The sequence below is a fragment of the Archangium gephyra genome (assembly GCF_042230915.1).
GTDB classification, from domain to species: domain Bacteria; phylum Myxococcota; class Myxococcia; order Myxococcales; family Myxococcaceae; genus Archangium; species Archangium gephyra_B.
This window is the reverse complement of sequence record NZ_CP102578.1, coordinates 8,658,545-8,684,773: the sequence shown is the minus strand read 5'-3', so window position 1 is coordinate 8,684,773 and position 26,229 is coordinate 8,658,545. Positions and strand designations below refer to the sequence as shown.

The 26,229-nt window shown below is 68.7% G+C and carries 25 protein-coding genes; 12 read left to right on the top strand and 13 right to left on the bottom strand.

Annotated elements, in window-relative coordinates:
* The first annotated feature begins 3 nt into the window (after positions 1 to 3).
* Both NR798_RS33980 and NR798_RS33975 read left to right on the top strand, forming a co-directional pair.
* Positions 4 to 534 carry a DUF2243 domain-containing protein gene (locus tag NR798_RS33980; RefSeq protein WP_375766688.1) on the top strand — a complete coding sequence of 177 codons (531 nt, stop codon included), beginning with the start codon at positions 4 to 6 and terminating at the stop codon, positions 532 to 534.
* Between the two features lie 349 nt (positions 535 to 883).
* Positions 884 to 1,090, top strand: coding sequence for a hypothetical protein (locus tag NR798_RS33975; protein ID WP_375766687.1), 207 nt, complete (start codon positions 884 to 886; stop codon positions 1,088 to 1,090).
* Positions 1,091 to 1,147: 57 nt separating this feature from the next.
* Here NR798_RS33975 and NR798_RS33970 read toward each other — a convergent pair whose 3' ends face one another.
* Positions 1,148 to 2,746, bottom strand: a complete 1,599-nt coding sequence (locus tag NR798_RS33970; protein WP_375766686.1) for a CotH kinase family protein — start codon at positions 2,744 to 2,746, stop codon at positions 1,148 to 1,150.
* Between the two features lie 380 nt (positions 2,747 to 3,126).
* Positions 3,127 to 4,377 carry a phosphatidylserine/phosphatidylglycerophosphate/cardiolipin synthase family protein gene (locus NR798_RS33965; RefSeq protein WP_375766685.1) on the bottom strand — a complete coding sequence of 417 codons (1,251 nt, stop codon included), beginning with the start codon at positions 4,375 to 4,377 and terminating at the stop codon, positions 3,127 to 3,129.
* Between the two features lie 160 nt (positions 4,378 to 4,537).
* On the opposite strand from NR798_RS33965, the gene NR798_RS33960 reads away from it, so the two are divergent.
* Complete coding sequence (locus NR798_RS33960) at positions 4,538 to 4,990, top strand: hypothetical protein (protein ID WP_375766684.1); 453 nt, start codon at positions 4,538 to 4,540, stop codon at positions 4,988 to 4,990.
* Positions 4,991 to 5,043: 53 nt separating this feature from the next.
* Here NR798_RS33960 and NR798_RS33955 read toward each other — a convergent pair whose 3' ends face one another.
* Positions 5,044 to 8,550 (bottom strand): tolB protein precursor protein, encoded by a 3,507-nt coding sequence (locus tag NR798_RS33955; protein ID WP_375766683.1) that lies wholly within the window; start codon positions 8,548 to 8,550, stop codon positions 5,044 to 5,046.
* Between the two features lie 179 nt (positions 8,551 to 8,729).
* Between NR798_RS33955 and NR798_RS33950 the strand changes: the two genes are divergently transcribed.
* A complete protein-coding gene (locus NR798_RS33950) occupies positions 8,730 to 10,178 on the top strand; it encodes an LVIVD repeat-containing protein (RefSeq protein WP_375766682.1) in 1,449 nt (482 codons plus the stop codon).
* 9 nt (positions 10,179 to 10,187) lie between these two features.
* Positions 10,188 to 11,285 (top strand): EAL domain-containing protein, encoded by a 1,098-nt coding sequence (locus NR798_RS33945; RefSeq protein WP_375766681.1) that lies wholly within the window; start codon positions 10,188 to 10,190, stop codon positions 11,283 to 11,285.
* Here NR798_RS33945 and NR798_RS33940 read toward each other — a convergent pair.
* The 10 genes from NR798_RS33940 to NR798_RS33895 form a co-directional block, all read right to left on the bottom strand.
* Entirely contained in the window at positions 11,279 to 11,911 is a 633-nt protein-coding gene (locus NR798_RS33940) for a hypothetical protein (protein WP_375766680.1), read from the bottom strand. The two genes, NR798_RS33945 and NR798_RS33940, sit on opposite strands and share 7 nt — an antisense overlap.
* Before the next feature lie 113 nt (positions 11,912 to 12,024).
* Positions 12,025 to 12,471 (bottom strand): hypothetical protein, encoded by a 447-nt coding sequence (locus NR798_RS33935; RefSeq protein WP_375766679.1) that lies wholly within the window; start codon positions 12,469 to 12,471, stop codon positions 12,025 to 12,027.
* A 136-nt stretch (positions 12,472 to 12,607) separates the two neighbouring features.
* Positions 12,608 to 13,930, bottom strand: coding sequence for a flavin monoamine oxidase family protein (locus NR798_RS33930; protein WP_375766678.1), 1,323 nt, complete (start codon positions 13,928 to 13,930; stop codon positions 12,608 to 12,610).
* 36 nt (positions 13,931 to 13,966) lie between these two features.
* Positions 13,967 to 15,496: a hypothetical protein gene (locus tag NR798_RS33925; RefSeq protein WP_375766677.1), complete on the bottom strand. Its 1,530-nt coding sequence runs from the start codon at positions 15,494 to 15,496 to the stop codon at positions 13,967 to 13,969.
* Entirely contained in the window at positions 15,493 to 16,287 is a 795-nt protein-coding gene (locus tag NR798_RS33920) for an outer membrane lipoprotein-sorting protein (protein WP_375766676.1), read from the bottom strand. Before NR798_RS33920 ends, NR798_RS33925 begins: the two co-directional genes overlap by 4 nt.
* Positions 16,287 to 17,588, bottom strand: a complete 1,302-nt coding sequence (locus NR798_RS33915) for an ABC transporter permease (protein ID WP_375766675.1) — start codon at positions 17,586 to 17,588, stop codon at positions 16,287 to 16,289. The genes NR798_RS33920 and NR798_RS33915 overlap by 1 nt, the downstream gene beginning before the upstream one ends.
* A 4-nt stretch (positions 17,589 to 17,592) precedes the next feature.
* Positions 17,593 to 19,695, bottom strand: coding sequence for an ABC transporter permease (locus NR798_RS33910; protein ID WP_375766674.1), 2,103 nt, complete (start codon positions 19,693 to 19,695; stop codon positions 17,593 to 17,595).
* Positions 19,696 to 20,463 (bottom strand): ABC transporter ATP-binding protein, encoded by a 768-nt coding sequence (locus NR798_RS33905; protein WP_375766673.1) that lies wholly within the window; start codon positions 20,461 to 20,463, stop codon positions 19,696 to 19,698.
* A gap of 44 nt (positions 20,464 to 20,507) precedes the next feature.
* Entirely contained in the window at positions 20,508 to 21,032 is a 525-nt protein-coding gene (locus tag NR798_RS33900; RefSeq protein ID WP_375766672.1) for a GbsR/MarR family transcriptional regulator, read from the bottom strand.
* Positions 21,033 to 21,171: 139 nt separating this feature from the next.
* A complete protein-coding gene (locus NR798_RS33895; RefSeq protein ID WP_375766671.1) occupies positions 21,172 to 21,786 on the bottom strand; it encodes a hypothetical protein in 615 nt (204 codons plus the stop codon).
* 264 nt (positions 21,787 to 22,050) lie between these two features.
* Between NR798_RS33895 and NR798_RS33890 the strand changes: the two genes are divergently transcribed.
* From NR798_RS33890 to NR798_RS33860, 7 genes are all read left to right on the top strand, one after another.
* On the top strand, positions 22,051 to 22,329 hold the full coding sequence (locus NR798_RS33890; protein WP_375766670.1) for a hypothetical protein: 279 nt from the start codon (positions 22,051 to 22,053) through the stop codon (positions 22,327 to 22,329).
* Between the two features lie 142 nt (positions 22,330 to 22,471).
* Positions 22,472 to 23,026: a hypothetical protein gene (locus NR798_RS33885; protein ID WP_375766669.1), complete on the top strand. Its 555-nt coding sequence runs from the start codon at positions 22,472 to 22,474 to the stop codon at positions 23,024 to 23,026.
* A 94-nt stretch (positions 23,027 to 23,120) separates the two neighbouring features.
* Positions 23,121 to 23,558 (top strand): hypothetical protein, encoded by a 438-nt coding sequence (locus NR798_RS33880; protein WP_375766668.1) that lies wholly within the window; start codon positions 23,121 to 23,123, stop codon positions 23,556 to 23,558.
* Positions 23,559 to 23,583: 25 nt separating this feature from the next.
* Entirely contained in the window at positions 23,584 to 23,988 is a 405-nt protein-coding gene (locus NR798_RS33875; RefSeq protein WP_375766667.1) for a hypothetical protein, read from the top strand.
* A 9-nt stretch (positions 23,989 to 23,997) separates the two neighbouring features.
* A complete protein-coding gene (locus tag NR798_RS33870) occupies positions 23,998 to 24,828 on the top strand; it encodes a sigma-70 family RNA polymerase sigma factor (protein WP_375766666.1) in 831 nt (276 codons plus the stop codon).
* The gene (locus tag NR798_RS33865) at positions 24,710 to 25,252 is read left to right on the top strand and encodes an ATP-dependent helicase HrpB (protein ID WP_375766665.1); all 543 of its coding nucleotides are present in this window, start codon (positions 24,710 to 24,712) and stop codon (positions 25,250 to 25,252) included. The genes NR798_RS33870 and NR798_RS33865 overlap by 119 nt, the downstream gene beginning before the upstream one ends.
* Positions 25,253 to 25,391: 139 nt before the next feature.
* Positions 25,392 to 26,183 carry a type III secretion protein gene (locus tag NR798_RS33860; protein WP_375766664.1) on the top strand — a complete coding sequence of 264 codons (792 nt, stop codon included), beginning with the start codon at positions 25,392 to 25,394 and terminating at the stop codon, positions 26,181 to 26,183.
* Positions 26,184 to 26,229 lie beyond the last annotated feature (46 nt).

Here is a 26,229-nt window from a genome sequence, read left to right as displayed (position 1 = left end):
TCCATGGCTGGCATTCCACGGCATCAGGGAGCCCTCATCTCGGCGGGCGTGTTGCTCGGCACGGGCCTGGGCGGCTTCATCGACGGCATCCTGCTGCACCAGTTGCTCCAGTGGCACAACATGCTCTCGAGCCAGTTGCCTCCCACGGACCTCGTCGCGATGAAGGTCAACATGTTCTGGGACGGCCTCTTCCACGCCTTCACGTGGCTGATGACGGCGCTCGGGCTCGGCCTGCTGTGGCGCGCGGGCCAGCGCCCCGACGTGCCCTGGTCCACCCGCACCTTCGTCGGTTCGCTCTCCATCGGATGGGGCGCCTTCAACGTGGTGGAGGGGCTCATCGACCATCAATTGCTGGGCATCCACCACGTCCACCCCGGCGCGGGGCAGCTCGCGTGGGACGTGGGCTTCCTCCTCTTCGGGGCCCTGCTGCTGGGGGCGGGGTGGGGGCTGGTGCGGGCGGGCCGTAGGGACACCCGGTCTCGTGGCGCGCCCGTGACCACCGCCCGCGAGCGTCTGGTCGAGCGGCGCGCCTGAGCCCCTTCAGGTAGGTCCGCGACCATTTCCCCTCTCCCTTCGGGAGAGGGACGGGGTGAGGGTGCCAGGGCCCCGGGTTGAACCCTCTGTCAACACTGAGGGCCACGGGTTGAAAGAACGGGCTCGGATACCCTCACCCCAACCCTCTCCCGGGGGGAGAGGGAGCATCGAGTGAGAGAGCATCGAGCCACTTCGGTCACATCCCTGAACGAGATGAGGGCCGTCCGGCGAGCGTCCGGGCGGCTCGTCCTGGAGGGCCGGGTGCCCTCTCACAAGCCACACCCACGTACTCCATCCCAGTCAAGGGCACCCCCTTTCCCGGGTGCACCCGCATCCAAAGGAGAACGTGATGAGGAAGACTGGCAAGAAGACGTTCATCGACTACGAGCTGCCCACGAAGGACCTGGAGAACGTGCGCGGCGGCAACTCGCAGGTCACGACCCTGGCGTTGGGTGAAGAGGGTTGTGAGCCCATCACCACCAAGGCCATCGGCGAGGAGTGCGGGGGGATCCTCACCACCCTGGCGCTCGGTGAGGAGGGCTGCAATACCCACTGAGGTGATTCGCGCCAGCGGCGGGGCTCCCCCGGGCCCCTGTCCGCTGGCGCGGCTCACTCAACGCACCTGCCAGTGCCCATCGCTGGCGCGCTCGTAGTGCTTCCCGTCCGGCAACTTCCCGTAGAAGAGGGCGTCCTTCATCCCCACCACGGACTGCCCGTCGAAGATGCCAATCTCCCCATCGGGCGTGAAGGTGAGGCCCAGCTCGGTGGCGGAGAAGCGCACGCGCTCGTCCGGTCTCAGCGTGAGGCCCGGGAGCACCGTGCCCGCGGGCGGGCCATACGACGGCGCCTCCTCGGGTGACCGCGCTGGAAGCTCGGGCCTCAGCAGCTCGGGGATGCTGCGCCGCAGGTGCGTGGTCAACACCATGCCTCCGAGCGACACCGGCCCGGTGCCCCGGTTGCGCAGCTCCACCCAGCACTCGCGCGCGTCCAGCGCCTCCAGCACCAGGCCGGGCTTGCGCGTGCGGTAGCGCTCCAGCTCCTTCAGGACGAACGCGCGGCGCAGGCGGACGAAGTCCCTCATCCAGGCGCGGCCCTTCTGGAACTTCGCCTTGTCCATGTACGGATCCCCGGCCATGTGCGGCGCCAGCAGCGCGTGCAGCTTGTCGATGTGGGCCCCCATCACCTCCAGGGTGAAGAGCTCATTCATCGCCTTATCGAGCCGGGCCACCAGCCGCTCGCGCAGCTCCGGGTTCATCACCACACGGGTGCCCAGGTTGTTGAAGACGGGCAGGTAGCCCGGGTGGATGCTCTTGCGCTGCTGGTACCGGGTGGCCACCGCCCCGTCGGTGAGCGTGAAGGGGAAGAGCGGGTGCTTGTAGATGGGCACTGGCTGATCGACGAGGGCAATCTCGTACCACCAGCGCGCGTCCACGTTGTTGAGGTCCCAGGCCACGTACACCCAGCGGTCCGTCACCCGGTCGTGGATGAAGTAGCTCTCCGAGTCCTCCACGTAGTTGTTGGCCATGAGCGCGTCCATGACCATGGAGCGCAGGTACCACTCCAGCTCCAGGTGCCGCTCGAGCGCCTTGGGGAGCTCCGGCTCGGGCGTGCGGTTGATGACGTACAGCACCTCGTCGAGCGCGTCGTCGGGCTCCTTCTCGTTCGTCTTCTTCGACCAATCGCCCTGGTAGGGCACCTTCCAGGAGCGCAGCTTCAGCTCGGTGTCCTTCCAGCCGGCGCGGTAGATGGAGGCGTCCTGGTCCGGGAACTCATGGGCGCGCAGGAAGGACTTGTTGACCTGCTCGATGTCCAGGAAGGGCCCCTCGTAGCGGCCGTTGATGCGCAGCCGCACGTATTTCGTGCGCGGCGTCGGCAGGCGCATGGCGGCCAGCAGGTCATAGGCGAGCTTCTCCGCCAACATCGACGCGTCCTGGTATTCGGCGATGAGGTTGAGCGAGTTGCGCCCTTCGAAGCGCGTGCCGTTCTCGAAGCTCACGTTCCAGCTCTTCTTGGGGAAGTCCCGGGCGGACGCCCCACGCAGGCGCACCTTCACCGGATAGCTCACCCCCGCGTGGCGGAAGATGGCGTCCTGCTCCGGCGTGTACTTGTCCGCGTAGAACTTCTCCAGCACGTCCGGCGGCAGGATGAGCTCGTACTCCTGCAAGGACTCCTGCACCGGCGGCAGGACGAAGGTCCGCTGTTCCTCGGGCACCGGAGGCGGAGGTTGTGGCGGAGGAGGTTGTGACGGAGGAGGTTGTGACGGAGGAGGTTGTGACGGAGGAGGTTGTGGCGGAGGCGGCGGGTGGTCGTTCCGCGGCCCCTGCGGTTGGGGCACGGGGTTGTCCGTGATGGAGTTCTGTTCCCCATCCACCGCGGGTGGAGGGTTGGCCTCGGGGTCACAGGCGAACAGCCAGACAACCGACAGAGAGCAGAGCAGGCGCGCGAATCTCATCGCGCCTTGTTCGAGCAAGGGCGATGCCCGGCACTTCAGGGCCCTTCTGTCCGGCGGCGGATGCTCCAGGCCCGCTGGATGGGAAGCGGGTTCCCCCGGGTGGGGTGGCGGGTGTCCGGACAGGGCTCCGGACTACCCGCTCAGCGGCAACCGGTGGCCGACGGGGGAAGCGCGGAGCCGACGCGATCCAACCACCCGCGCTCCCGCCACTCGTCCCGGCGGACCTCTACCGCGTGTGCCAGGTCACGTTCGAAGCTGTCGGCGAGCGCACGGGCGAGCGGCGCGTCCTCGACGACGAGCGCCCCTTCCTCGAGCATCGCGCTCGCGTTCGGCTCCAGGTTGTTGGAGCCCACGGCCGTCAGCTGGTCGTCCACGACGAGCGTGCGGGCGTACAGGGGCGCGGACCGGTACTCCCAGAGGCGCACGCCGCTCTCCAGCAGGCGCTCGTAGGAGGCGCGCTGGGCGGCGAGCACGCCGGAGGTGGCCTCGTCGCCGGGCACGAGGATGCGCACGTCCACGCCCTCACGGGCCTTGCGGATGATCGTGTCCACGGTGGCGGCGGTGGGGACGAAGCACGCGTTGGTGAGCCACAGGCGGCGCCGGGCCGCGGCCATGAGCACCTGCACCATGCGCTCGGAGTGGCTGAGCGAGGGAGAGCCGGTGCTCGCGACGAAGCCCGCATGCGCCTCGCCGCGCGGCTCGAGCGTGGGGAAGGCCGACTCCGGCAGCAGTCCTCCGCCCGCTTCCTGCCAGTCCCGGGCGAAGGCCTGCTGCAGCTGGCGCACGGCTGGGCCCTCCACGTGGACATAGGTGTCGCGCCCCGTGTCCGCCGGCTTCTTCGCGTCACTCCCTTCCGGCCCTACGCCGGAGCCGCCGGTGAGCCCGCTGCGCCCATCGCGGATGAAGAGCTGGCGGTGGTTGCGCGCCTGCAGCCGCTCATCGTTGAACACCACCTCCGCGCCGACGAAGGGCCGGAAGTCGCGGACCTCGCACCCCGCCTGGACGAGCCGCGTCCCCACCGCCTCCTGGAAGCCCGGGCTGTGGAGCGGATCCACCAGGATGCGGCACACCACGCCCGGCTGGCGCTCGGACAGCGCCTTCAGGAGGCGCTCCGAGGCCGCTCCGGTCCGCCAGTTGGAGGCGAGCAGGTGGATGGACTCGCGGGCCTGGCGGATCTCCGCTTCGAGGCGCTCGGGGATGGCGGCGTCCTGCACCAGCTCCACCACGTGACCCGGCCGCAGTCCCACTCCCACGGACTGGTACAGGGCGAGCGACAGGGCCGGCCCCGAGTCCGGGATGTCATCGTAGACGCGCAGCGATTGGGGATAATCGCGGTGGACGCAGGCGGTACCGAGCAGGCAGGCGAGCAGGAGGCGCGGAAGGCGATTCACGCGGGCCAAGCTAGGCATCCGCTCGCGAACCGAGCAGGGGGGATCGGCGGGCAGACGGCCGGGCACGGTGGCCGCTGCTGACCCGTGTGCGCGTGCGTCCCTACCTTCGCACAGATGGCCTGCCAGCCTGGAGGGAGGCGAGATGGAATCCTGGAACCGGATGTCGACCGATTCGGTGCGTACCCACACGCCGGATGGGGTGAACCGGCGGATTGATGCGCGGGTGGAGAAGTGCGTCCAAAGCATGGCCGAGCACATGGACCGCTCGGAGATCAGCCGCTACCTGGAGAAGCTCGAGAAGGAGTGGGACCTGAACCGGGTGGTGACGGTGGCGGCGTCCGCGGTCTCGGCGCTCGGGCTGGTGCTGGCGGCCAAGGACGGCCCGAGGTGGAAGATCGTCAGCGGGGTGGCCGCGGGGCTGCTGCTGCAGCACGGCCTGCTGGGCTTCGGTCCACTGGCGGAGCTGGTGCGGGCGCTGGGGGTGCGGACGCGGCGGGAGATCGACCTGGAGAAGTTCGCCCTCAAGGCGCTGCGCGGCGACTTCGAGCGGATTCCCCACGAGGGAGGCCCGCTGGCGCGAGCCAACGCCGCGCTGGTGGCGGCCCAGTCCTGAGCGGGCCGGGGTGAGGGTCCGCTCCCCACCCCGAGCCCGGTACGGCGCGCCCGTTACAGCGAGCCGATGCGCGGCCCGCCGAGCGTCACGGGAGGCGAGATCTCCTTCTTCTTCTGGCCCGGGCTGCCGTGCCCCTTGAAGAGGTAGCCCTCGAGCCCGGCGAGGCCGATGGAGAACTGCGTCACCCACTTGTCTGCCGGCCGGCCGACGGGGGCGTGGATGTCGAACGGGTAGGCGAAGTGCAGGCGCAGGAGGATGGGACCGAGGCCCACGTTGATGCCCACGGCCGCATCCAGCACGCGCCGGTTCCACAGCTCCCGCGCCGAGTTGCCCACGCCGCCGAGGTCGAAGCCGGCCACGCCCATGAGGGTGTTGAGGAAGGCGATGCGGATGAGCGCATCCAGCGGCACGCGCAGCTCCAGCGTGGAGTACAGGTAGTGCTGGCCGAGCAGCCACTGCTCGTTGCCGAAGGGCACGCCGCGCAGGGTGTCGAAGCTGGAGAGGTAGAAGGACTGGGAGAAGCGTCCGCCGAAGCTGGTGCCCGCGCCGCCGCGCAGCATGAGGTGGGTGCTGCCCAGCGGGATGGGGAAGTAGCGCTCGGCGTCCAGGCGCAGGTTGCCGTAGAACTCGCCGTTGAAGGGTTGCACGCCGGCGGTGACCTCGCTCAGGAACGAGGTGCCGGAGATGGGGACGCCCGTGTAGTGGTAGCGCAGCGTGTTGTAGCCGAAGGCCAGCGAGCCCTCCGACTGGAAGCGCATGCTCGGCCGGTTGCGCTGCCACTCCGAGTAGAGGTCGCCGATGCCGTTGACCTCCTGGAGGTTGAGGAAGAAGGAGGTGCCCGGGTCGAGGAAGTACGAGGCGCCGCCGACGCTGAGGTTGCCTTCCAGGAAGGTGAAGGTGCTCAGCGGGTAGCGTGCGAGGCTGGTGGCGCCGAAGAAGCGCTCACCGGCGACGAGCGCGTAGTAGGGCAGCCGGCCGCGGTACTGGCTCAGCGTCTTGTCCAGGCGGAAGCGCAGCGACTGGAAGAGGCCCAGGCCGTACAGGGTCCGCTTGGACTGGTCGATGTACATCAGGTAGCCGTCGGTCAGATCGAACGAGCCGTACACGGCCACCTGCAGCAGCATGGCGTGGTTGCGCATCCGGTCCGTGGCCGAGGCGAACACCTGGCCGTAGAAGCCGCCGCCGCCCGCGCCGGCGAAGCCCATGATGGGCCCCAGGTCGATGTTCTCCCGCGCGAAGGGCCTGTAGGGCTCGGCGCCCACCAGCGAGCGCTGGGGCAGGGGGCTCGGCGGGGCCTCCTCGGCCTTGGGGGCCTGCGCCACCTCGAGGTTCATCAGCTGCTGCGAGCGCAGCAGGGCCGGCTTGCGCTCACCGGACACGTGGTAGAGCAGCCACAGGTTCCCATCCGGGGCGGGGCTCGGCTCGAAGAGGCCGGTGGCCACGTCCGTGCGCCGCACGATGCTGCCGCCGCCGGTGTACTCGTGCAGGTCCGAGCGGCTCTTCTCGTAGGCCACGAAGAAGAGGCGGCCGTCGGGCATCACCGTCGGATCCGAGTGATCCCTCGCCTCGCGGGTGAGGCGCTCCACCTTGTCGGCGGCCTCCGGCTTCACCCGGAAGAGGTTGTAGTAGCCGTGCGAGGTGGCGTCCGAGGTGAAGACGATGCCCGCCTCACCCCAGGCGAGGCTGCGCTCGGCGTACACGTCGTGGGTGAGCTGCTGGGGCGCCACGTCCAGGCCCTGGTCCAGCGGCAGCACGTAGACGTCGCGCGTGCCCGCCTCGTTCAGGCCGATGAAGGCCAGCTGCTTGCCATCCGGCGAGAAGGCCGGCGAGTACGCGGCGATCAGCCCGTGGTCCGCCAGCTTGTAGGCCACGCGCTCGCCCAGCTCGAAGCGCACCTTGTAGGGCGGCTCCTTGCGCAGCCCGGAGGGGTTGTTGAGGTAGGGGTTGCGGCCCATCGACGGCAGCGTCCCGGTCAGGGAGATGGGCTCGGCGGAGTGCTTGAAGGACTGCACGTAGATGATGTCGCGCGCCAGCGACTCGGCCACGAAGACCAGCTTGTCGTCGGTGAGGGCGAAGTTGCGCCCGAAGACGGGGTGCAGCGACTCGTAGCCCGGCACGCCGTCCCCCTGCACCTTCACGCTCTCCTGGGGCGCGCGCGGATCCAACATGATGAGCTGGCTCTGGCCCGTCTCCGGGATGATGCTCCGGTACATCAGCAGCCGCCCATTGGGCGAGCTGTTGAGCGAGGTGACGATGCCCTTGCGCTCGCGCAGCACGTCCATCTGGGGCGTGGACTGCTCGGCCTTGAGGTAGGTGCGGTAGGCGCGCTGCTTCAGCCACGCCTCGAACTTCGCGCCCACCTTCTGCGGGTCATCCCCGGTGAGCATCTCCACCAGCCCCTCGAACGCCAGGTTCGGCGTCCCGGCCGTGCCGGAGACGAGCTTGGGCGAGTTGTCGATCACCTTCTGGATGAAGCCCGCCCCGTACGTGTCCTCCAGGAACTGGCAGCGCGCCTGGCCCACCTTGTAGATCCACAGGAAGCCGTAGGGCCCGGGCGACCAGAAGTCGAGGAAGGCATACCCGCGCATCAGGTCCGGGTTGATGAGCAGATCCCTCACCATCATCTCGCCTTCGGGATCCAACCCGCCCTTGGCGTAGAACTCGGCCAGCCCCTCGATGAACCAGAGGGGAATGCCGTTGAGCGGATCCCCCTGCACCTTGGCCTGCTCCGCCAGGAAGCGGACCTTCTGGATGGTGAACTGGTGGGCCATCTCGTGGGAGCTGATCTCCCCGAAGAGCCGGTGGTCACCCAGGTAGGGCAGGGCCAGCTCCAGGTTGCCCTGGGTGCTGGTGACGCCCAGCGTGCCCTCGGACACCGCGAAGACGTTGGTCTGCAGGAACTCCTGGTAGCTGCTGTAGAGGATGTAGGGGAAGGTCTGCGTGGGGACGAACTTGAAGCGGTCGACGAGGTAGCGGTAGGCCTCCTCGAGCTGAGGCGCGGCGTACTGGGCCACGTTGCGCTCGCTCTCGTAGAAGTAGAAGCGGACGCCGCCGCTCTTCACGCCCAGGGACGTGGCATAGGCGGGGCCGCCGTCCGGCGTGCCTCCGTCGGCCGACAGGGCGATGGGGACGTAGAGCTCGCCTCCCGTGGCGACGGAGGTGCCGCCATCGCTCTGGTTGTCCACCACCGGCGTGGGGCTGCCCGGCTCGACGGACTCCACGGGACTGCCGCCGGTGCCCTCCTCGCCCTGCTTTCCGCCCTTGGGAGGCTGCTTGGCGTCGGCGGTGGGCATGCCCGGCGAGCGCATCTGCGGCGTGGTGGGCGTGGCGGAAGAGGGACCTCCCGGGGCGCCGGGAGGCTGCATGTGGGCCCGGTGGGCCGCCGGAGCGGCGACGCCCTCGGCCTCCGGCCCGACCAGGATGTCCATGTGCTTCCACTCGAAATCAAACGTGTGCACCGGCGAGCGCTGGGCACGGCGTGGAATCACATAGACCTGGGCCAGGGCGGCCTCGGAAAGCACGAGGGCCAGGAGGGTGACGGTAAGAAGACGTCGATTCACAGGGCGACCTCCCGGGTGGGGAGACGAGGGACTAAGCGAACCTAGGCAGGCTCCCTCATATAGACGAGTGGGCAGCCGAGCGCTTCTGTACGATTGCTCAGCGTTGCACGTCCCGGCCCCTTCGGGTGTTGGGTGAACCAATGCTTTCGCATCGTCCCGGTGCCCGGTATGGATGGCGCATGAATCGTTCTCTGGTTGTCACGGCGGGAGCCCTGCTCCTCACCCTCACTGGATGCTCGCGCACGGAGGAAGAGAAGCGCGAGTGTGAGCTGGAGGCCTTCGATCTGTCCGCATGTGACCGGTCGGGCTTCGCCTCGGTTCAGGCCGATGGCATCTGGAAGAGCAATGTCACGTTCGACGGGGTGGACACGCCGGCGGCGATGTTGCTGTCGTCCGATCCATCCAAGTCCCTGCTTTTCGGGGTGCCGCTCACCGAGCGCAAGGTGGAGGGGGAGACCTTCTTCCTGGCCAGTGACTACGACGGTGCCTACTCCTCCATCCGCCTGTCGGTCGCGGGCTGCCAGGCCCCCGCCCCGGATCGGGTGAAGGGCGAGTTCCGGCGGTGCGTGAACGGCGAGGCGGACCTTCAGGGCACCTTCGAGGCGGTGCGCATCAAGCGGGTGGACGGCGAGCAGGAGGCGTCCGGGGTGGAGCTGGTGTCGGAGACGGCCCTGCCGCGCGGGACGGCGATGGACGTCTTCGTCTCGGGCGGGTACGCCTACGTGACGGCGCTGACGGACGGCCTCTTCATCTACGATGTGAAGGATCCGGCGAAGCCCACGAAGGTGGCGGAGATCACCCCGAAGAACGACTCCTGGTTCCGCTCCTGGGTGAAGGGCTCGACGCTCTACATCTCGAGCAACGTCGAGGGGCTCCTCGTCTATGACGTGAGCACGCCCTCGGCGCCCAAGCGGCTGGCGTCGCTGCCGGCGTCGGACACGGACATCCAGGGCTGGGGCCTCTTCGTGGACGGGGACCGGCTCTACATGATGTCGCCCTCGCCCAAGGCCGAGGTGTTCATCTTCGACATCACCAAGCCGGCCGAGCCCTCGCTGCGCACGCGCTACTACGTGCCGGACAGCGACATCCGGCTGGGTGAGACCCCGGTGGAGGGGGTCGTCCTGAACAACCGGCTCTACCTCGGCCACTGGGCGTACGGGCTGGCGGTGGTGGACGTGACGGATGTGAGCAAACCGGAGGCAAAGGGGCACTTCGGGTACGACAAGGCCTCCAGCCGGCCGGTGGCGGCGGGCGTCATCGGCGACCGGACGATCGCCTTCGAGGCGAGCGAGGGCTGGGGCTCCCGCATCCGCGCCCTGGACGTGTCGGATCCTGCCCACATCACCGAGGTGGGCCGCTTCGAGATGCGGCCGGAGTCCACGGTGGCCGGTTTGACGCTCGTAGGCACCAAGCTGTACGTGGCTCATAATCAGGACGGTCTACGTGTCCTGGATATGTCCAACCCGAGCACACCCCGGCAGATTGCCTACTACAATACGTGGCGGGAGACGGATTCAGGCCGGGGACGCGCGTTCCTGGACGGCCTCAGTGGGGTGGAAGTGCCCGGTGACGGGTACCTCTACGCCGCCGAGACGTCCCGGGGGTTGCTTGTCTTCCGTGAGCAGTGAGTGAGGCGCATGAGCCAGACCGTGTCGAAGTCGTGTGAGCGGTGCCAGAACCTTCCAGAGAAGCTGGAGCTGGAGGGGCCAGGCCGGCTCTTCCTCTGGCTGCCGCTGGGCCATAGCTACGGCAAGCTGGTGCGGCAGTTGGGAGACTCCGGGCGCGAGCACCAGGCCATGCCGGAGGATCGCTGCGTGGCGGTGCGGCTGGAGGGCGCTCAGCTGAGTGCCTTCGTGGCCGACGTCATGGGCGCGCTGACGGGCGAGGAGTCGCGGGCCACGCGCGCGCTCTTCGTCGAGGGCGAGGGCGCACCGGGGCTGGGAGACTTCCCGCGGGTGGGCTCACTGCCGCAGCTCTTCACCATCACCCGCTCGGGGTGGCTGGTGGACATGCTGGCCGAGAAGCGCGTCACCAGCCACTACCAGCCCATCGTCCACGCGAAGGACACGCGCCAGGTGTACGCCTACGAGGCGCTGCTGCGCGGGATAGAGCGGGATGGGGCGCTGGTGTTCCCGGGGAAGATGCTGACGCTGGCGCGCGACGCGGATCTGCTCTTCCAGCTGGATCTGGCGGCGCGGCTGTCGGCGGTGCGCGAGGCGGCGCGGCTGGGGCTGAAGGTGCCGCTCTTCATCAACTTCACGCCTACGGCCATCTACGATCCGGCGTTCTGCCTGCGCTCCACGGTGGCGGCCATCTCCGAGGTGGGGATTCCGCCGAGCCACGTGGTGTTCGAGATCATCGAGTCGGACCACACGCCGGACGCCAACCACCTCAAGTCGCTGATCGCCTACTACCGGCAGGCGGGCTTCCGGGTGGCACTGGACGACCTGGGGGCGGGGTACTCGTCGCTCAACCTCATCCACCAGCTGCGCCCGGACATCATGAAGCTCGACATGGAGCTCATCCGGGGCATCCACCAGGACAGCTACAAGGCGTCCATCACGGAGAAGCTGCTGGAGCTGGCGCAGAAGCTGGGCATCCTCACGGTGGCCGAGGGCATCGAGACGCCCGAGGAGCTGCGGTGGGTGCGCGAGCACGGGGTGGACTTCGTGCAGGGCTACCTCATCGCGAGGCCGGCGAGCCCGCCGGTGTCGGTCACGCCGCACTACTACTGAGTGACGAGCGTGGCGCCCGGGCGCTGGAGGCTCATCCTCCAGGCCTGGGTCAGCTCGAGGCCGGCGGATTGCAGCTCCAGCCGGGCCCGGTAGATGTCGCGCTGCTCCACGGCCTGCTCGGCGATGGCGAGCCGGTCCAGCGCGCTCTCGATGAATCGCACGGTGTCTCCCCGGCCGGTCCCAGCGGCGCTGGCGAGGGCGTCTGAGAGGTCCTGGCGTGCGGAGGTGAGCGCCGGGCCGATGGAGAAGTCGCCCTGCTCGAGCAGTTGGTCCGTGGTGGCCATCCACTGGTAGCCGCTGCGCAGGCTCTCGATGCGCTGCTGCCGGAGCTGCTCCAGGGTCTGGGCCCGGGCGCTCTCGGTGGCAGCCTCCTGCTCGAGGGACTGGAGGCGATCCTGGTCCTCCTGCTGCTGGGTCTGCTGGGCCTCCAGCTCGGCTTGGAGGAGCTCCACCTGGGCACGCAGGTGCTTCACTTCCAGCTCCCGGGCGGTGCGCTCCAGCTCCTCCACCGTGGGCGCCTGGGCCTGTTGGGCCGCGGGTTCGACGGGAGAAGCCTCCTGCGGCGTGGCCGTGGGAGAAGGGGTCTGTCCGAGCAACAGGGTCAGGGGGAGTGCGAGCCAGCTCATCTCCCCAAACCTGTCCACCGCCGGACGAACCGGTACAGCCCGGAGGACGCGCCTCCGTCCTTCCGTCCGAGGGGCGAGCAGGCATTCCGCTCAGCCCCGCCGGACGTTCCGCATCAGCCCTCGAAGGTGTCCTTCATGCGGGAGATGGCGGCGCTGGCCATCTGCTCGATGGTCTGCTTGAACTGCTGGTTGATCATCGTGTGCTTGTAGAGCGTCTTCGTGGACTGCGCGTGCACCTGATCCGGGGTGGCGTTGGGGTTGGCCTTGAGCCACTCGCCCATCTCCTTCTGGACCCCCTCGAGCGCGCGGCCCTTGAAGGCCTTGCCCAGGCCCTCGATGGTGTTGGCGTACTGCACGCCCTTGTCACCGGCGAGCTGCTTGAGGGCGACCGCCACCTGCTCCTTGGTGGAGTCCTTGTTCACGCCCAGGTTGAGGCTTCCGCCCGCGAGCAGATCCTTGGCGGACTTGACGCCCTCGCCCACCGGGTTGGGGGTCTCGGCGGCGGCCGTCGTACGCGCGGCCGCGGCAGGAGGGGTCCGGTTGTTCACGTTGAAGGACATGGGGCACCTTTCAGGAAAAGGGACGCAAAAGCTTTGAAGCCATTATCGCCCGGCCCCCGGGGAAGTTGCGTGGGAGGGGGGCCAGATTCTTCCCGTTCTCCCCAAAGCCAGGGGAAAAGCCCCTGATTCCAGGCGGTTAGGCCCCACCCCGAGCCGCGGTCAGCACCTCGCGGGCCGCACGGAGTCCCGTGGCCAGCGCGCCGTGCACGGTGCCCTCCTCGCCCTCGAGGTGGGTGGCCTCGCCCGCGAAGAACAGCGTGCCCTGGACCGGCCGGGCCAGTGCCTCCATGGCCTCCACCGCCCCGGAGGGGATGACGCAATAGCCGCCCCGGGTGAAGGGCTCGCGTTGCCAGTCCTGGATGCGCCAGCTCTCGAGCCGGGCCTGGAGCTCGCGGTGGGGGAGCTTGAAGAGCCGCCCGAGCACCTCCAGGCCCTGCCGGAGCACCTCCTCCTCGCGCAGCCGCGAGAGCGCCTCGGCCTCGGGGCCACCAGCCCAGCCGATGAGGTAGCGCGAGCGCAGGGGCGAGAGCGTCCACCAGGTGGGGATGGGGAGCTCCGGGGCGTGGAAGAAGCCGTAGCGGGTGTCCTCGCGCTCCTCCCAGAAGGGCGAGCGGAAGCGCAGGAACACCTTCACCAGCGGCCCCATCTCGAGCCGGGCCACGGCACGCTCCTTTTCCGGGAGGCGGGGAAGGAGGCGGATCGCACCGGGCTCGGGTGGCTGGGCCTTGAGCACCCCCAGGGGCAGGGTGAGCACGGCCCGCCGGGCGCGGAACGTGCCCAGGAGGGCGCCCTCGCGGGTGCGCGCACGCACCTCGACGCCCTGGGGAGACCAGCGCACCTGCTCGGCCACGGCATTGAAGAAGAGCGTCTCCGGTTGGCGCCTCAAGGCCCGGACGAGGGGCTCCAGCACCCGGTCATAGCCCTGCAGCGGGCGCGAGGGCGCGATGCCGCCCAGCTGCTCCGCGGCGCGCTCCATCCGGGCGATGGCGAGTGCGCTGGCCGTGTCCACCGGGGCCGCGTAGAAGCCCTCCACATAGGCGCGGGCCATGCGGACCTTGCGCTCGGGCCAGTGGCCGGTGCGGGCGTGCTCGGCGATCAACTGGCCCACGGGCCGGTCCGGAGGCCCGGCGGCGGCGAGGTCCTCCACGAAATCGAAGGCCGCGTCGCCGTCCTCCAGCCTGCCGCGCCAGAGCAGGCCGTGGGTGTCGTCGCACGTCCTCACCTTCACGCGGGCGCGGCGGGCCAGCTTCTGGAGCAGCGGAGGCTTGCCGTGAAGGAACTCCGCGCCCAGCTCCAGCGGGACGCCGTCCAGGGCATCGCGCACGGTGGCGACCCGGCCGCCGGGGCGGTCACGGGCCTCTAGCACCGCCAAGCGAAGGCCCGCGCGGCTCAGCCGCTCCGCGGCGGCGAGCCCCGAGGCCCCGGCTCCCAGGATGACCACGTCGCACGTGCGCTCCATGCCTCTTCCATGGCCACGCCCGGGGCGGGAGACACGTCAGAGGTCGATGCGCAGGCCCACGCCCGCCTGGACGGTGGGCGGGACGACGACGACGGGCGGAATCACCTGCTCCCCCCGGCGCATGGCGGGGAGATCGAGCGCGAAGCGGAACTCGCCGCCCTTCTGGCCGTAGTTGACGGCGACGAAGGCCTCGACGCTGAGGTAGCGCAGGGCCCGGTGCGTCACGTCCAGGCGGGTGAGGAAGGAGCGGTCGGAGAGGTTGCCCAGGTTGGACAGGATGAAGTTGGTGTCGTCCCAGGAGCCCGGCCCGGCGAGCAGCCCGTACACGGCCGCGTAGTGCTGGCCGAGGTAGAAGGGTTGGAACTGGCCCTGGAAGAGCAGGTAGGGGTAGGCCAGGGAGGTGGGGTAGCCCGTCGAGTTGTAGAAGTACTCGACGCCCACGGTGGCGGTGTCGCTCTCCGAGTAGGCGAACGTCCAGGTGGCGCCGCCGCTCACCTGCGGGGTGTAGCCGTCCGGGTAGTACGCCTCGATGGGGAGCGCGCCGAGGTCGGGAGGCACGCCGCCGGTGCCGTCGACCTGGCCGAGCAGGTCCCCGAGCGAGACATTGGAGGGCAGCCGGTACAGGGGCATGTCGGAGCCCCTGCGCAGGGCGAGCTCGCCGTAGATGTCGATGGGGCCGAGGGCGGAGGAGAAGTCGAGCCCGAAGCGGGGCTTGCGGCCGCGCTGGAGCACGGCGTCGATGCCCAGCTCCGCGGGGCCGAGCACCACCTCGGCGCGAGCGGCGCCACCGACCTGGCCGAGCGTGCCGGCGGGGCCGGCGTTGTCGAGCAGGCCGATGGCGTAGAAGTTCCACCCCTTGGCCTCCCAGGGCACGTGCACCTTGAGCATGGTGGCGCCGGTGCGCGCGTCGAAGAGGGCGAGCGGATCCCTCACCTGGGGGCTGAGGAAGTCGGTGGGGTTCCAGAAGCGCGAGGTGCCCCACTTCACGTGCTGCTTGCCAGCGGTGATGAAGAGGGTGCGGCCCAGGTCGAAGCGCAGCCAGGCCTGGTCCAGCAGCACGCGGGGCGCGGCGACGGCGGTGGACGAGGATGTCCCCGAGGGCAGGAGGCTGCCCGAGCCCTCCCGTCGGGTCGGGTCGAAGGTGAGCCGTCCGAGCACGAAGCCGCGCAGCCGGTCGGTGGGGCGGGCATCGAAGTAGCCGTCCACCAGCATGGGGGCGGAGAAGGAGGTGTTGCCGAAGGACACCCCCTCGTTCCCCTGGGAGAGGGCGCGCAGGTAGAAGCGGCCGCCGATCTTCAGCGGATCCTCGACGGCCTCCTCGGTGTCGAAGGCGTTGGTGGCCGCGGGGCCGCCGAGCGCCTGCGCATCCCGGTCCCCCGTGGCCTCGGGGGCCTGGGTGGAGGCGGGAGGGGCCTCGGTGGGGTCGCCGAAGAGGGCGCTCTCGTCCGGGCGGGGCGCGTCCGCTGCCTCACCTCCGAAGAGGTCTCCCTCGCTGGGGCGCTCCTGGGCGAGCGCGGGCAGGGCGGCGAGGGCCGCGGCGAGCGCCAGGGAGGTGCGGGTGCTCATCGGCTTTTGCTCTCGAGCCAGGCCTTGGTGAAGATGTTCTCCTCGAGCGCGTTGAGGTCCACGTTCTTCACGACGATGACGGTGGAGTTGGCCTTCTCCACCTCGTCATAGAAGCGCATCTCCTGAGGGAACCAGACGTCGGACTTCTTGGACTCGCTGAAGACCTTCATCCACTTGGGGAAGTAGGCGGTGCGCATCAGCCGCTTGGAGAGGGCGTACTCCTGGCGCTTGAGGATGTTGGACGTCTCCTTGTCCACCCACAGGTGCACCACGGGGTAGGCCACGTCGATGCCCTGCTTGGCGGTGAGGACGAGCTTCAAGGCGGTGAACTTGCCGAGCTTCTCCTCGCCCTCGAACGACGCGTCATACTCCTCGGCGAGCCGGGACTCGTCGAAGTCGGCGCGGCGGCTGTCGGTGCCGGCGATGCGCTCGCGCTCGGTGCGCCGCTCCCACTTGCCGGTGTTGGGATCGTAGCTCCAGAGGTTCTTCTCCAGCCGCAGGTAGCCCTTGCCGGCCTCGCCCTTGGGCTTGGTCATGAGGATCATCAGCTGATCCTTCGCGTCGCGGCGGTACACCACGGCCTCGCGCACGACGTCCGTTTTGTCCTTCTCCTTCTGCTCGATGTACATCAACGACTTGTAGTCGCCGCCGTTGCGCTGGCGGTCATCGAGCGTCTCCAGGAGCTTCTTGAGCTCGGACGGGTCCTTCAGATCGGCGGCCCGGGCGGCGGGCGCGGCGAGGAGCACGGCGGCGAGCAGGGCGCCGAAGAGGTTGCGCAGGGTCATGTTCATCACCCGATGTGGTGCATCGCCGTGACGGGCTTCATCCGCGCGGCGAGGAAGGAGGGAATGAGCGAGACGAAGGTGGTGCTCAGCGTGATGATGGTGACGGAGCCGGCCACGGCGGCCGGGTTCACCACGAAGCGCAGCTGCTCGGACATGATGATGAGCTGGACCGCCAGCGGCACGGTGACGTGGGCGGCGTTGAGGCCCAGGCACACGGCCAGCCCCAGCGCCGCTCCGCTCAGCGTCCCGAACAGCGCCAGCATGAGCGCCTCGAGGAGGAACATCAGCATCACCCATCCGCGCTGCATCCCGATGGCGCGCAGCGTGCCGATCTCCCGGGTGCGCTCGCGGATGGCGATCCACAGCGTGTTCATGACGCCCACGCTGATGATGATGAGCAGCAGGACGAGCAGTCCGATGGTGAGCCAGTTGAGCGCCTTCACCGACCAGGTGATGAAGGAGATCTCATCCTCCCAGTTGGTGACGTCCAGGCGCTGACCCGTCCAGCCCTCGCGGTTGACGGACTCGAACTTCATGAAGAACGGGTTGGGGTTGTGGTCGAGCACCTTGTAGCCGAGCTCGGGAAGCCGCTGCATGAGGCGGGCCTGGATGGCGGGGACGTCCGCGGTGTCCTTGAGGTAGAGGTGGAGGGCACCGGTGGCGTCGTCGCGCATCTGGTAGAGGCCGCGCAGGGTGGAGTTGGGCAGGTAGCAGAAGACGGAGCTGAGCATGCCCACGTTGGCGGCGATGGCGGCCACGCGCACGTCCACGGTGTTGCTGGTGCCGCGCATGGTGGGGGAGGAGAGGGTGAGGGTGTCGCCCACCTTCACCTCGAGCTTCTTGGCCTGCTCCTCGAAGAGCAGCAGGGTGTTGGGCTGCTCCAGGTCCTCCATGCGGCCCTGGCGGATGATGAGGGCCTTGCGGAAGCCCGTCTCGTTCTGGACGTCGATGCCGCCCAGGACGAGGTCCATGGAGCTGGTGTCGCTGACCACCTTGGAGTAGCCGCGGCCGCGCTGGACCATGTAGTCCAGCTCGGGCACCTCCTGGAGGAGCTGCTGCTGGAGGGCGGGAAACGCGGTGACGACGGGGGCGGACTGGCCGGCGGTGACCTTGTAGAAGCCGGCCACGTTGACGTGCCCGGTCATGAGCGTGGTGGCGGTCTCCACGGTCGTCGTCTGGATGCCGTTGGCCAGGCCCATGAGGACGACGAGCAGCGCGGTGACGCCGGCGATGGCACCGCCCAGCAGCAGGGTGCGGCGCTTGTGCGAGCCGAGGTTGCGCAGGGCGATGAGCAGGAGCTGGGTCATGGCTTCACTCGTCCGTCTGCATCGCCTGGAGGGGCGAGACGCGGGTCGCGAGGAACGCGGGGTAGAAGGTGGAGAAGGCGGACACACCGACCACGATGACCAGGGCGGTGATGATGTTGGAGGCCTGCAGGGTGGGGAAGAGGCGTGGGCCGGAGAAGAAGAAGTAGAGCGACTCGTGGAAGGCGGGGATGCCCGCCGTGCCGAGCGCCTTCACGGCGAGGGTGCCCAGCAGCGCGCCCATCGCGCCGAACACCAGGCCCAGCACCGTGGTCTCCAGCAGCACCATGCTCAGCACGAAGCCGCGCCGGGCTCCGATGGCCCGCATGGTGCCGATCTCCCGCACCCGCTGCAGCGTGGCCATCATCACCGAGTTGTTGATGATGACCACCGCCACCACGAAGATGATGAACACGGCCGCGTAGAGCACCAGCTTGGCCACCAGGATGATCTGCCCGACGAGGTCCGAGGCCTGGTGCCAGGAGACGACCTTGAGCGGCAGCCCGGCCTTCTTCGAGGCCTCCTGGAGCTCGGCCATGGTCTGCTCCAGCAGCTCCGGGTCCTTGAGCATCACCGCGGCATGGAGCACCACGCCCTCGTCGATGTCCTGCTGCGTGTACTTGCGCAGGGCCGCTTCCTGCTGGCGCCGGGCCAGGGACGCGTCCTCGAGCTGCGCATCCACGTTGATGATGCCCGAGGCGCTCTCGACGACCAGGGAGCTGTCCTCGCCGAAGAGCGCGTCCTCGACGTCGTTGCGCTTCACCGCGGCCACGCCGCTGGCCGCCTGCAGCTTCTGCAGCTCGTCCTTCTGGTCCACCGTCAGGTAGCCGTACAGCTCGCGGAAGGTGATGAGGTCCATCAGGCTGAGCGAGCCGGCCAGCTGGGACTTCTCCATGCCGGCGAACTCGTAGGTGCCGTACACCTTCACGTTCGCGCTGCGCGCGTAGCCCGTGCGCGTGAAGGCGGTGATGGGCAGCTCGTCCCCGAGCCGCAGGCGGTAGAGGTCCAGCAGGGGCACCAGCTCCGCGTAGAACTGCTGGTAGCGCGTGTCGAAGTTGGCGTCGTTCGTGGAGGAGAAGAACGCCACCAGCAGCTTCTCCAGCTCCTTCTCCTCGCTGCCGAGCGCCTTCTGCAGCCGCGCGATGGCCTGCTGCGTCTTGAGCGGATCCAACTGGAAGAGGATCTCCCGCGTCTGGGTCTGGTTCTCCTTCAGCCGGCGCTGCAGCTCGGGGTCGTCGGCGAGCTTCCGGTGGTTGACGTCACGCGCCTCCTTGATGATGTCCATCCGGCGCGCCGTCTTCAGCTTGAAGAACTCCTCATAGGAGAACTTGGGCAGCAGCAGGCCGCGCTGGCCCTCGGGCACGGGGGTGCCGTCCACGATGCGCATCCGGTCGAAGGTCTTCTGGAAGCTGACCAGGTCGGTGCCCAGGTAGCGCAGGGGAATCATGTCCCCGTCCGTCACCAGCGGGGCGATGCGGTTCTCCAGGAACTCGAGCGAGGCGAGCGCGTCCTTCTCGAAGCCCTCCCAGAACTCCGGGGTGCGGGCGCGCTCCAGGGCCTGCAGGTCCGCGGGCTCCAGGGCGCTCTCGGCGGCGATGGCGTTGCGCCGCTCCAGGTCCTTCTCCAGCAGGGCGAGCATCTGGCGCACGTGCGACTTGAGGCTGTCGATCTGCGCGCGCAGCTCGGGCGTCTCCCCCGCGGCGGCCTGCTTGTAGAGATCCCTCAGGCGCGCCAGCGTCAGGTCCACCGTGTTGCCGGACATCAGCATGGTGGTGTTGGTCCCCATGGGGACCACCGTCTTCACGTTGGGGTGCTGCTCCAGCACCGTCTTGATGTCGGAGAAGCGCTCGATGACGCGCAGGTCCGCCTCGCCGCCCATGGTCCCGTAGAGCGCCAGCGAGTCCTTGGACTTCTCCGAGTACACCTGGAGGTGGCCCGCGACGCTGCCGATGATGCTGCGGCTCATCGACTCGTCCAGGCTGTCCACCACCGCGCCGCCCACCACCACCAGCACGGTGCCGAAGAGGATGATGCCGCCGATGATGACGTTGACCCAGCTGGCGAACAGGTTGCGGAAGGCCACCTGCACCAGCAGCTTGAGCTGTCCCATCTAGTGCCCCTCCGCCCCCACGGCCAGGGCCTTCTGGGCCTCCGCCGGGGTGATGCGGTCGAGGATCTTCCCGTCCGCCAGCCGCACCACCGCGTTCGCGTGGTTCATCACCTTGGCGTCGTGGGTGGAGAAGATGAAGGTGGTGCCCTCCTTGCGGTTGAGCTCCTTCATCAGGTCGATGATGTTCTGGCCGGTGACGGAGTCGAGGTTGGCGGTGGGCTCGTCAGCCAGCACCAGCTTGGGCCGGGTGACGAGCGCGCGCGCCACGGCCACGCGCTGGCGCTGGCCGCCGGACAGCTCGTTGGGGCGGTGCTTGGCGTGCTTGTCCAGGCCCACCTGCTCCAGCAGCGTCATCACCCGCTGGCGGCGCTCGGTGGCGCTCAGCTTGCGCTGCAGCAGCAGGGGGAACTCCACGTTCTGGTAGACGCTGAGCACCGAGACCAGGTTGAAGCTCTGGAAGATGAACCCGATGGTGTGCAGCCGCAGGTCCGTGAGCTGCCGCTCGGAGAGCGTCTTGGTGTCCTGGCCGTCCACCATCACCACGCCCGCGCTGGCCGTGTCCACGCAGCCAATCAGGTTGAGCGCCGTCGTCTTGCCGCTGCCGGACGGGCCGGCGATGGAGATGAACTCGCCGGGGTACACCTCCAGCGACAGGCCCCGGAGCGCGGGCACCTGCACCTTGCCCAGGGTGTACGTCTTGGTGACGTCGGTGAGGGAGACGATGGGCCTGGCGGCGCCGGTGCCGGATACGGCGTTGAGCTGGGTCATGGCGGGTTCGGTCCTTTCCGAGACCGGGGAAGGGGTGGGGAAGGCTAGCGGGTGGCGCTCCGCCGCTGACGCGGGGCGGGCGAGGGTGGGGTGGGCTGGCTGCCGGGCTTGCGGGCGAAGCGGGCGCGCCAACGCTCGGCCGCACCGGCCAGCTCCTGGCGGTAGAAGCCGCAGAAGTCCACCGCCTCGCGCAGCTTGTGGCGCTCCTTGAGCCCGGGCATGGCGAGCGCGTCCTGGCACAACTCGCCCAGGGCGTCCATGGCGGTGACCGCCATCTCGAGCCGGTGATCCCAACCCGCGCTGTTGAAGACGTAGTAGTGGCGGCGATCCCCCGGGATGCTGGCGGGGTCCACCAGGCCGCTGGCCTGCAGCTGGCGCACATTGGTGGAGACGGAGGCCGGGCTCACCTTCAGCAGCCGGGCGACCTCGCCCAGCGCGAGTGGCTTCTCGGCCAGCAGCAGCAACCCGAGGATGCGGCCGCCGATGCGCGGCACGCCCTGGCGCTCGAAGAACAGGCCCATCGACTCGATGAACTGCTCTTCCTCGGCGCTCAACCCATCCCGACGCATGCGCGGCCTCTCCCGGAGAACGGAAGTCGCGCCACCGTGTAACGGGTATCAGGACGTTCAGTCAATACTGAATGAACTGATGGGGGCTCGCGGCAAGGGATGCCGCGAGCCCGGTGCTTCGCTTCTCATGCGTGGCGGACTAGTGCTTCACGTCGCCGGAGCCGCCCATGTCGCCGGAGCCGCCCATGTCGCCGCCCACGTCGCCGGAGCCGCCCCTGTCACCGCCCATGTCCTTGTCCTTGTTGATGTCCTTGTCCAGGCCCGAGCCGCCCAGGTCCTGGTTGATGCCCGTGTCGCCTTCCAGGCCGCTGCCGCCCGTGTCCGCGGTATCCAGCGAGATGCTCTTGGCCACGTTGTCCGTGCCCTTGATGTCGAAGCTGGCGCGGACCTGCTGGCCCTCCTTGAGCGACTGGACGTTCTTGACGTTCGGATCCTGGAACTGGACGTCCTTGCTGATCTTCAACGGGATGATGCCGTTGTCGGTCCGCAGGTGGAGCATGTTCTTGCTGCTCTTCACCACGGTGCCGGTGACCTGCTTCTCACCCGTCATCTGGCCGTGCATCTGGTCGTGCATCTGGCCCGTCTGACCCTGCATCTGGCCCGTCTGGCCCTGGGTGCCCGCCCCACCGATGTCGCTGCCCATCTGCCCGCTGCTCTGGGTCTGCTGGCCCTTGGGCTTGTCGTCGTTGGCCAGGGCCACGCCAGAGCTCAGCAGCGCCACGGTCGCGAACAGCCCCACAATCTTCTTCGTCATGAGAATCTCCTGTTCCTCGTCAGGCGGTGGCCGTGCCCCCCATGGCCGTGCCCCCCGCTGGGCAAAAGCTAGGTGCACTCTGGGTGGCGGCCAGGGACGCTCTGGGAATCGGGCGCGCCTGAGCCCTCCCCGGGCGTCTCGGCCTGGCGCGCCGCCTCGTCAGTAGGGCAGGCGGCTTGAACCGGGAGGGGGTTTTCCCCTACCGTCTGGGGAATCCGACTGCGCTGGCCTCGGGGCCGGCACCGACAGGAGTCCCTTTCCGCCATGCCTCCCCCGTCCAAGCAGCAGCCCGCGCCCGTCGCCGAGCCCCTGCCCACGCCGTCCTTCCCGGCCATCGAGTCCTTCATCGAGACCGCCAGCGCCGAGGAGGTCCAGGCCCTCTTCACCCCAGTGAAGAACGAGCTGGCCAACCTCAAGGGCCCCAAGGCCGAGCACGCCAAGAAGGTCCAGGCCGCCATCTCCCGCACCGAGGAATTGCTCGGCGTGCTCCTGGAGACGCGCGAGCGGCTGGTGGCCGAGGCCAAGGGTAAGGGCCGGAGATAACTGGGGTTTTGGGCGGCCGGCCCACTTTCTGACGGATCACACGCAACTGTGGCGGACGATCACCGATAATTCAGGAAAAGGGAGCGCCGGACCCCCCCGTGCTCCACGAAGCCTTGGCCGTTCCATCGTCTGGAGAGGAACCATGAAGATCGACAGCAACCTGAACATGCCGCGGATGTCCACCAACCTGACGACGGCGCGCGTGACCCCCGACACGAGCTTCGCCGCTCGCGTGCAGAACGGCGTCGGCACCGCGGCCAACATGGTGGCCGGTGGCGTGGGCGTGGTGGCCAACATGGTGCCCGGCGGCTCCGTGGTGTCCGCGGCGGTCTCCTCGCTCACCACCTTCAACGGCGCCAGCGGCTCCGGCGCGGCCCCCTACTACGGTGCGGCCATGGGCTCCGGCGCGGCCCCCATGAACACCACGCTCAACGCGGGTGGTGGCAGCGCGCTCGTCTCCGGCAACACCTCCATCGGCGCCTCCGGCGGCAACAGCGGCCAGGTCAGCGTGCCCGGTGGCGGCAGCGGCGTGGGCAGCGAGTTCAACCCCGAGATGCAGAGCATGTTCGCCGAGCAGAAGAAGCTGCTGGGCCTGCAGGTCGCCATGCAGCGCGAGAACCAGGTGTTCAGCACCATCTCCAACGTGCTGAAGACCCGGCACGACTCGGCGAAGAACTCCATCGGCAACATCCGCTAGCGCCCGGCGCTGGTGGTCTCACGGGTCCGGTGCTCCGGGGAGGACGAGGCCTCGTCCTCCCCATGGCCGGGCCGGAAAAGGAAGCAGACGTCACATGGCGGAGACTTCGGAGATCTCGGGCAGCCTCGTGCCGCTCGCCAGGCGGGAGGCGATGATCCTCCTCGAGGCGGGCTACCTGTGGCTGGACATGGGCCAGTTCGACAAGGCGCGCGAGGTCTTCGCTGGCGCCGCGGTGCTGATGCCCAGGAGCGAGGTGCCCCAGTTGGCACTCGGTTCGCTCGAGTTCGCCCAGGGCCGTCATGACAAGGCGCTGCAGGCCTACCGGGCCGCCCAGCGGCTCGCTCCCAACTCCGGCCTGCCCCGGGCTCATGTGGGCGAGGCCCTGCTGTTCATGGGCAAGGTGCCCGAGGCCCTCAAGGAGCTGAAGGCCGCCATGGATCTGGATGCGGACGGCGATGGGGGGCGGCTGGCCCGCGCCCTCATCGACGCGAAAGAGGCGGGGGCCCTGCCTCCGCCCGCCGCGAAGAAGTAGAATGCGTTGACAGGAGGTCATGCCGATGTCGGTCGGTGGAGTTGGACGAGGCGGCGGAAAGGGACGTGCTGGAGGTGCCAAGGGCCCCTCTGGCAAGGCGCCGGCCGGCAAGGCAGGGGCGGTGTCGTTCGGTGGCGGAGTGGATCGCACCGCCGGACTGGTGGGCCCTTCCGGGGCCGTGGGCTCTGGCAATGTGCAGGGGCCCCAGGCCGCGGATCCCATCACCTCCCAGGCGCTCGCCATCGCCAAACAGCTCAAGAACGGGGACTTCAAGAACAAGGAGGAGGCGACCAAGAAGCTCGTCGCCGAGGTTCTCAAAGAGAAGCTGCGCATGAAGTCGTCGGCCCTCACCACGAAGATCGCCGACGCCTTGCAGGATGACCCCCGACTGAATCAGGCCCTCGAGCGGTTGTGGTCGAAGGCCGAGTGAGCGCCCCGCTTGGCTCTCGGCGAAGACAAGAAGGTCCTCCTGGAGAAGTACGGCCCCTACGTCCGGTCGCTCGCGTCGACCGTGCGCAGGCAGTTCTCCGCCCAGCTCGAGCTCGATGAGCTCATCGCCTACGGCCAGATTGGCCTGCTCGAGGCGGCGGATCGCTTTGACCCGAAGGTTGGGGCCAACTTCCTCACTTTTGCCCATTACCGCATCAAGGGCGCCATCTACGACGGCCTGCGCAAGATGGGAGTTCTCAAGGGCGGCGACGCGCGCACCTCCTACATGGGAGAGCGCGCGACGGCCTATTTGGGAAATCTTTCGGATCGCGAGCAGGGAGGAGGCAACCGCGGGGGGTCCATTGACGATGATGTCATGGAGATCTCCAACGCGGTGGCGGGGCTGGCCATGGTCTTCGCGACCAGCCTCGAAGGTGCGGACACGCTGGGCTTCTCGGACGAGTCCCTGCCGGTGGATCAACGGCTGGAGCTCGAGCAGCAGCGGGTGCGGTTGAGGGCGGCCATCGAGAAGTTGCCGGAGAAGGAGCGCCGGTTGCTTCAGGGCTACTACTTCCAGGGCAAGACGCTGGAAGAGGCGGGGGCGGAGATCGGGCAGTCGAAGAGCTGGGCGTCGCGGCTGCACGCGCGGGCCATCGAGCGGCTCAAGGAGCTTTTGAACGAGGAGGACTCTTCCTCCCCTGAGGATTCAAGGAGGCAATCACATGGCGGGTCCGATGGCCGGCGTCTCGGCGGCGCAGATCGCTCAGCAGAAGTTGCAGGATCAGGGCGCGCAGCAGGTCAACAAGCAGGGAGCCTCGAAGTTCGACGCGGCCCTCGCTAACAAGGCTCAGGCCGCGGGCGGGCCGGAGCAGGTCCAGGCCGCTCAGGCCACCCAGGCGGCTCAGCGCACCGAGCAGATCCGCCACACCGAGTCCGTCAGCAAGACGGAGAAGGCGGCGCTCAACAAGGTGAACACCGCCGGCCAGGAGCCCGCCACCGCGCGCGGCGCCGAGGCCGTCAAGGGCAAGCAGGAGGCCGGCAAGGTCGGCAACATGCTCTCGCACGTGGTGGGCGAGCTGGAGAAGGGCCAGGTCAACATGGACAAGCTCATCCAGGCCGGCGCCTCCGGAAAGACGTTCTCCAACGCCGAGCTGCTGTCGCTCCAGGCCGGCATGTACAAGTACACGCAGGAGCTGGACCTGACGAGCAAGGTCGTCGAGAAGGCCACCAGCGGTCTGAAGGACACGCTGAAGACCCAGGTGTAGCGAGCGAGCAGCCGGCTCCGGCCGCTCCTCTCCGAAGGGCGTCTCCTCGAAGCGAGGGGGCGCCCTTCCGCGTTTTCCCGGCTGTTTCCGGGTTGGGGCTTGTTGGGAAGGACGCGGCCCATCTAAGCTAGGCGCGCCCATGACGCTCCGACCGTACGCGCTCGCCGCCCTCCTCGCTCTCGCGGTGGGGACTGGCTGCACCATCGACCTGCAACACGAACTGTCCGAGCAGGACGCGAATGAAATCTACGTCCTGCTCAGCAAGAACGGCATCGCCGCCACCAAGATGAAGGAAGAGGGTGGCAACGAGCTGCGCTTCCGGATCCAGGTGCCCAAGGCGGACGCGGCCCAGGCCGCCGAGCTGCTGCGCGCGTACTCGCTGCCGCGGCCCATGGAGAAGGGCCTCAACCACTTCGCCAAGGGCGGCATGGTGCCCACCGCCACTGAGGAGCGCGCCATGCTGCTCAAGGCGCTCGGCGGCGAGGTGTCCAACGCGCTCAACCAGATCGACGGCGTGCTGGAGGCCCGGGTCATCGTGATGATTCCGGAGAACAACGATCTCACGCAGCCGGAGAACAAGCCGGAGCCCTCGGCCTCGGTGTTCATCAAGTACCGGCCGGGCCTCAAGAACGACTCGCCCATCAAGCGCGAGGACGTGCAGCAGTTCGTCTCCACCGCGGTGCCGGAGCTGAAGCCGGCGGCGGTGACGGTGCTGCTCACGCCGGCGCTGGCGCCCGACGCCGAGGTGGGCCCGGAGAGCCGCCTGCAGGACGTGTTCGGCATGCGCATGACGGCCTCCAGCGTGAGCCAGTTCCGCATGATGGCGGGCGTGGCCGTGATGATCATCCTGGCCGCCATCGGCCTGGCCGTGTGGCCGATGCTCAAGGGCGGCGGTGCCGCTCCCGCCGCGGGCAGGGCCCGTCCGAAGTAGTCGTGTCGCGAGCGCAGTCCGCCGTCTTCCTGGAACGCCTCTCCCC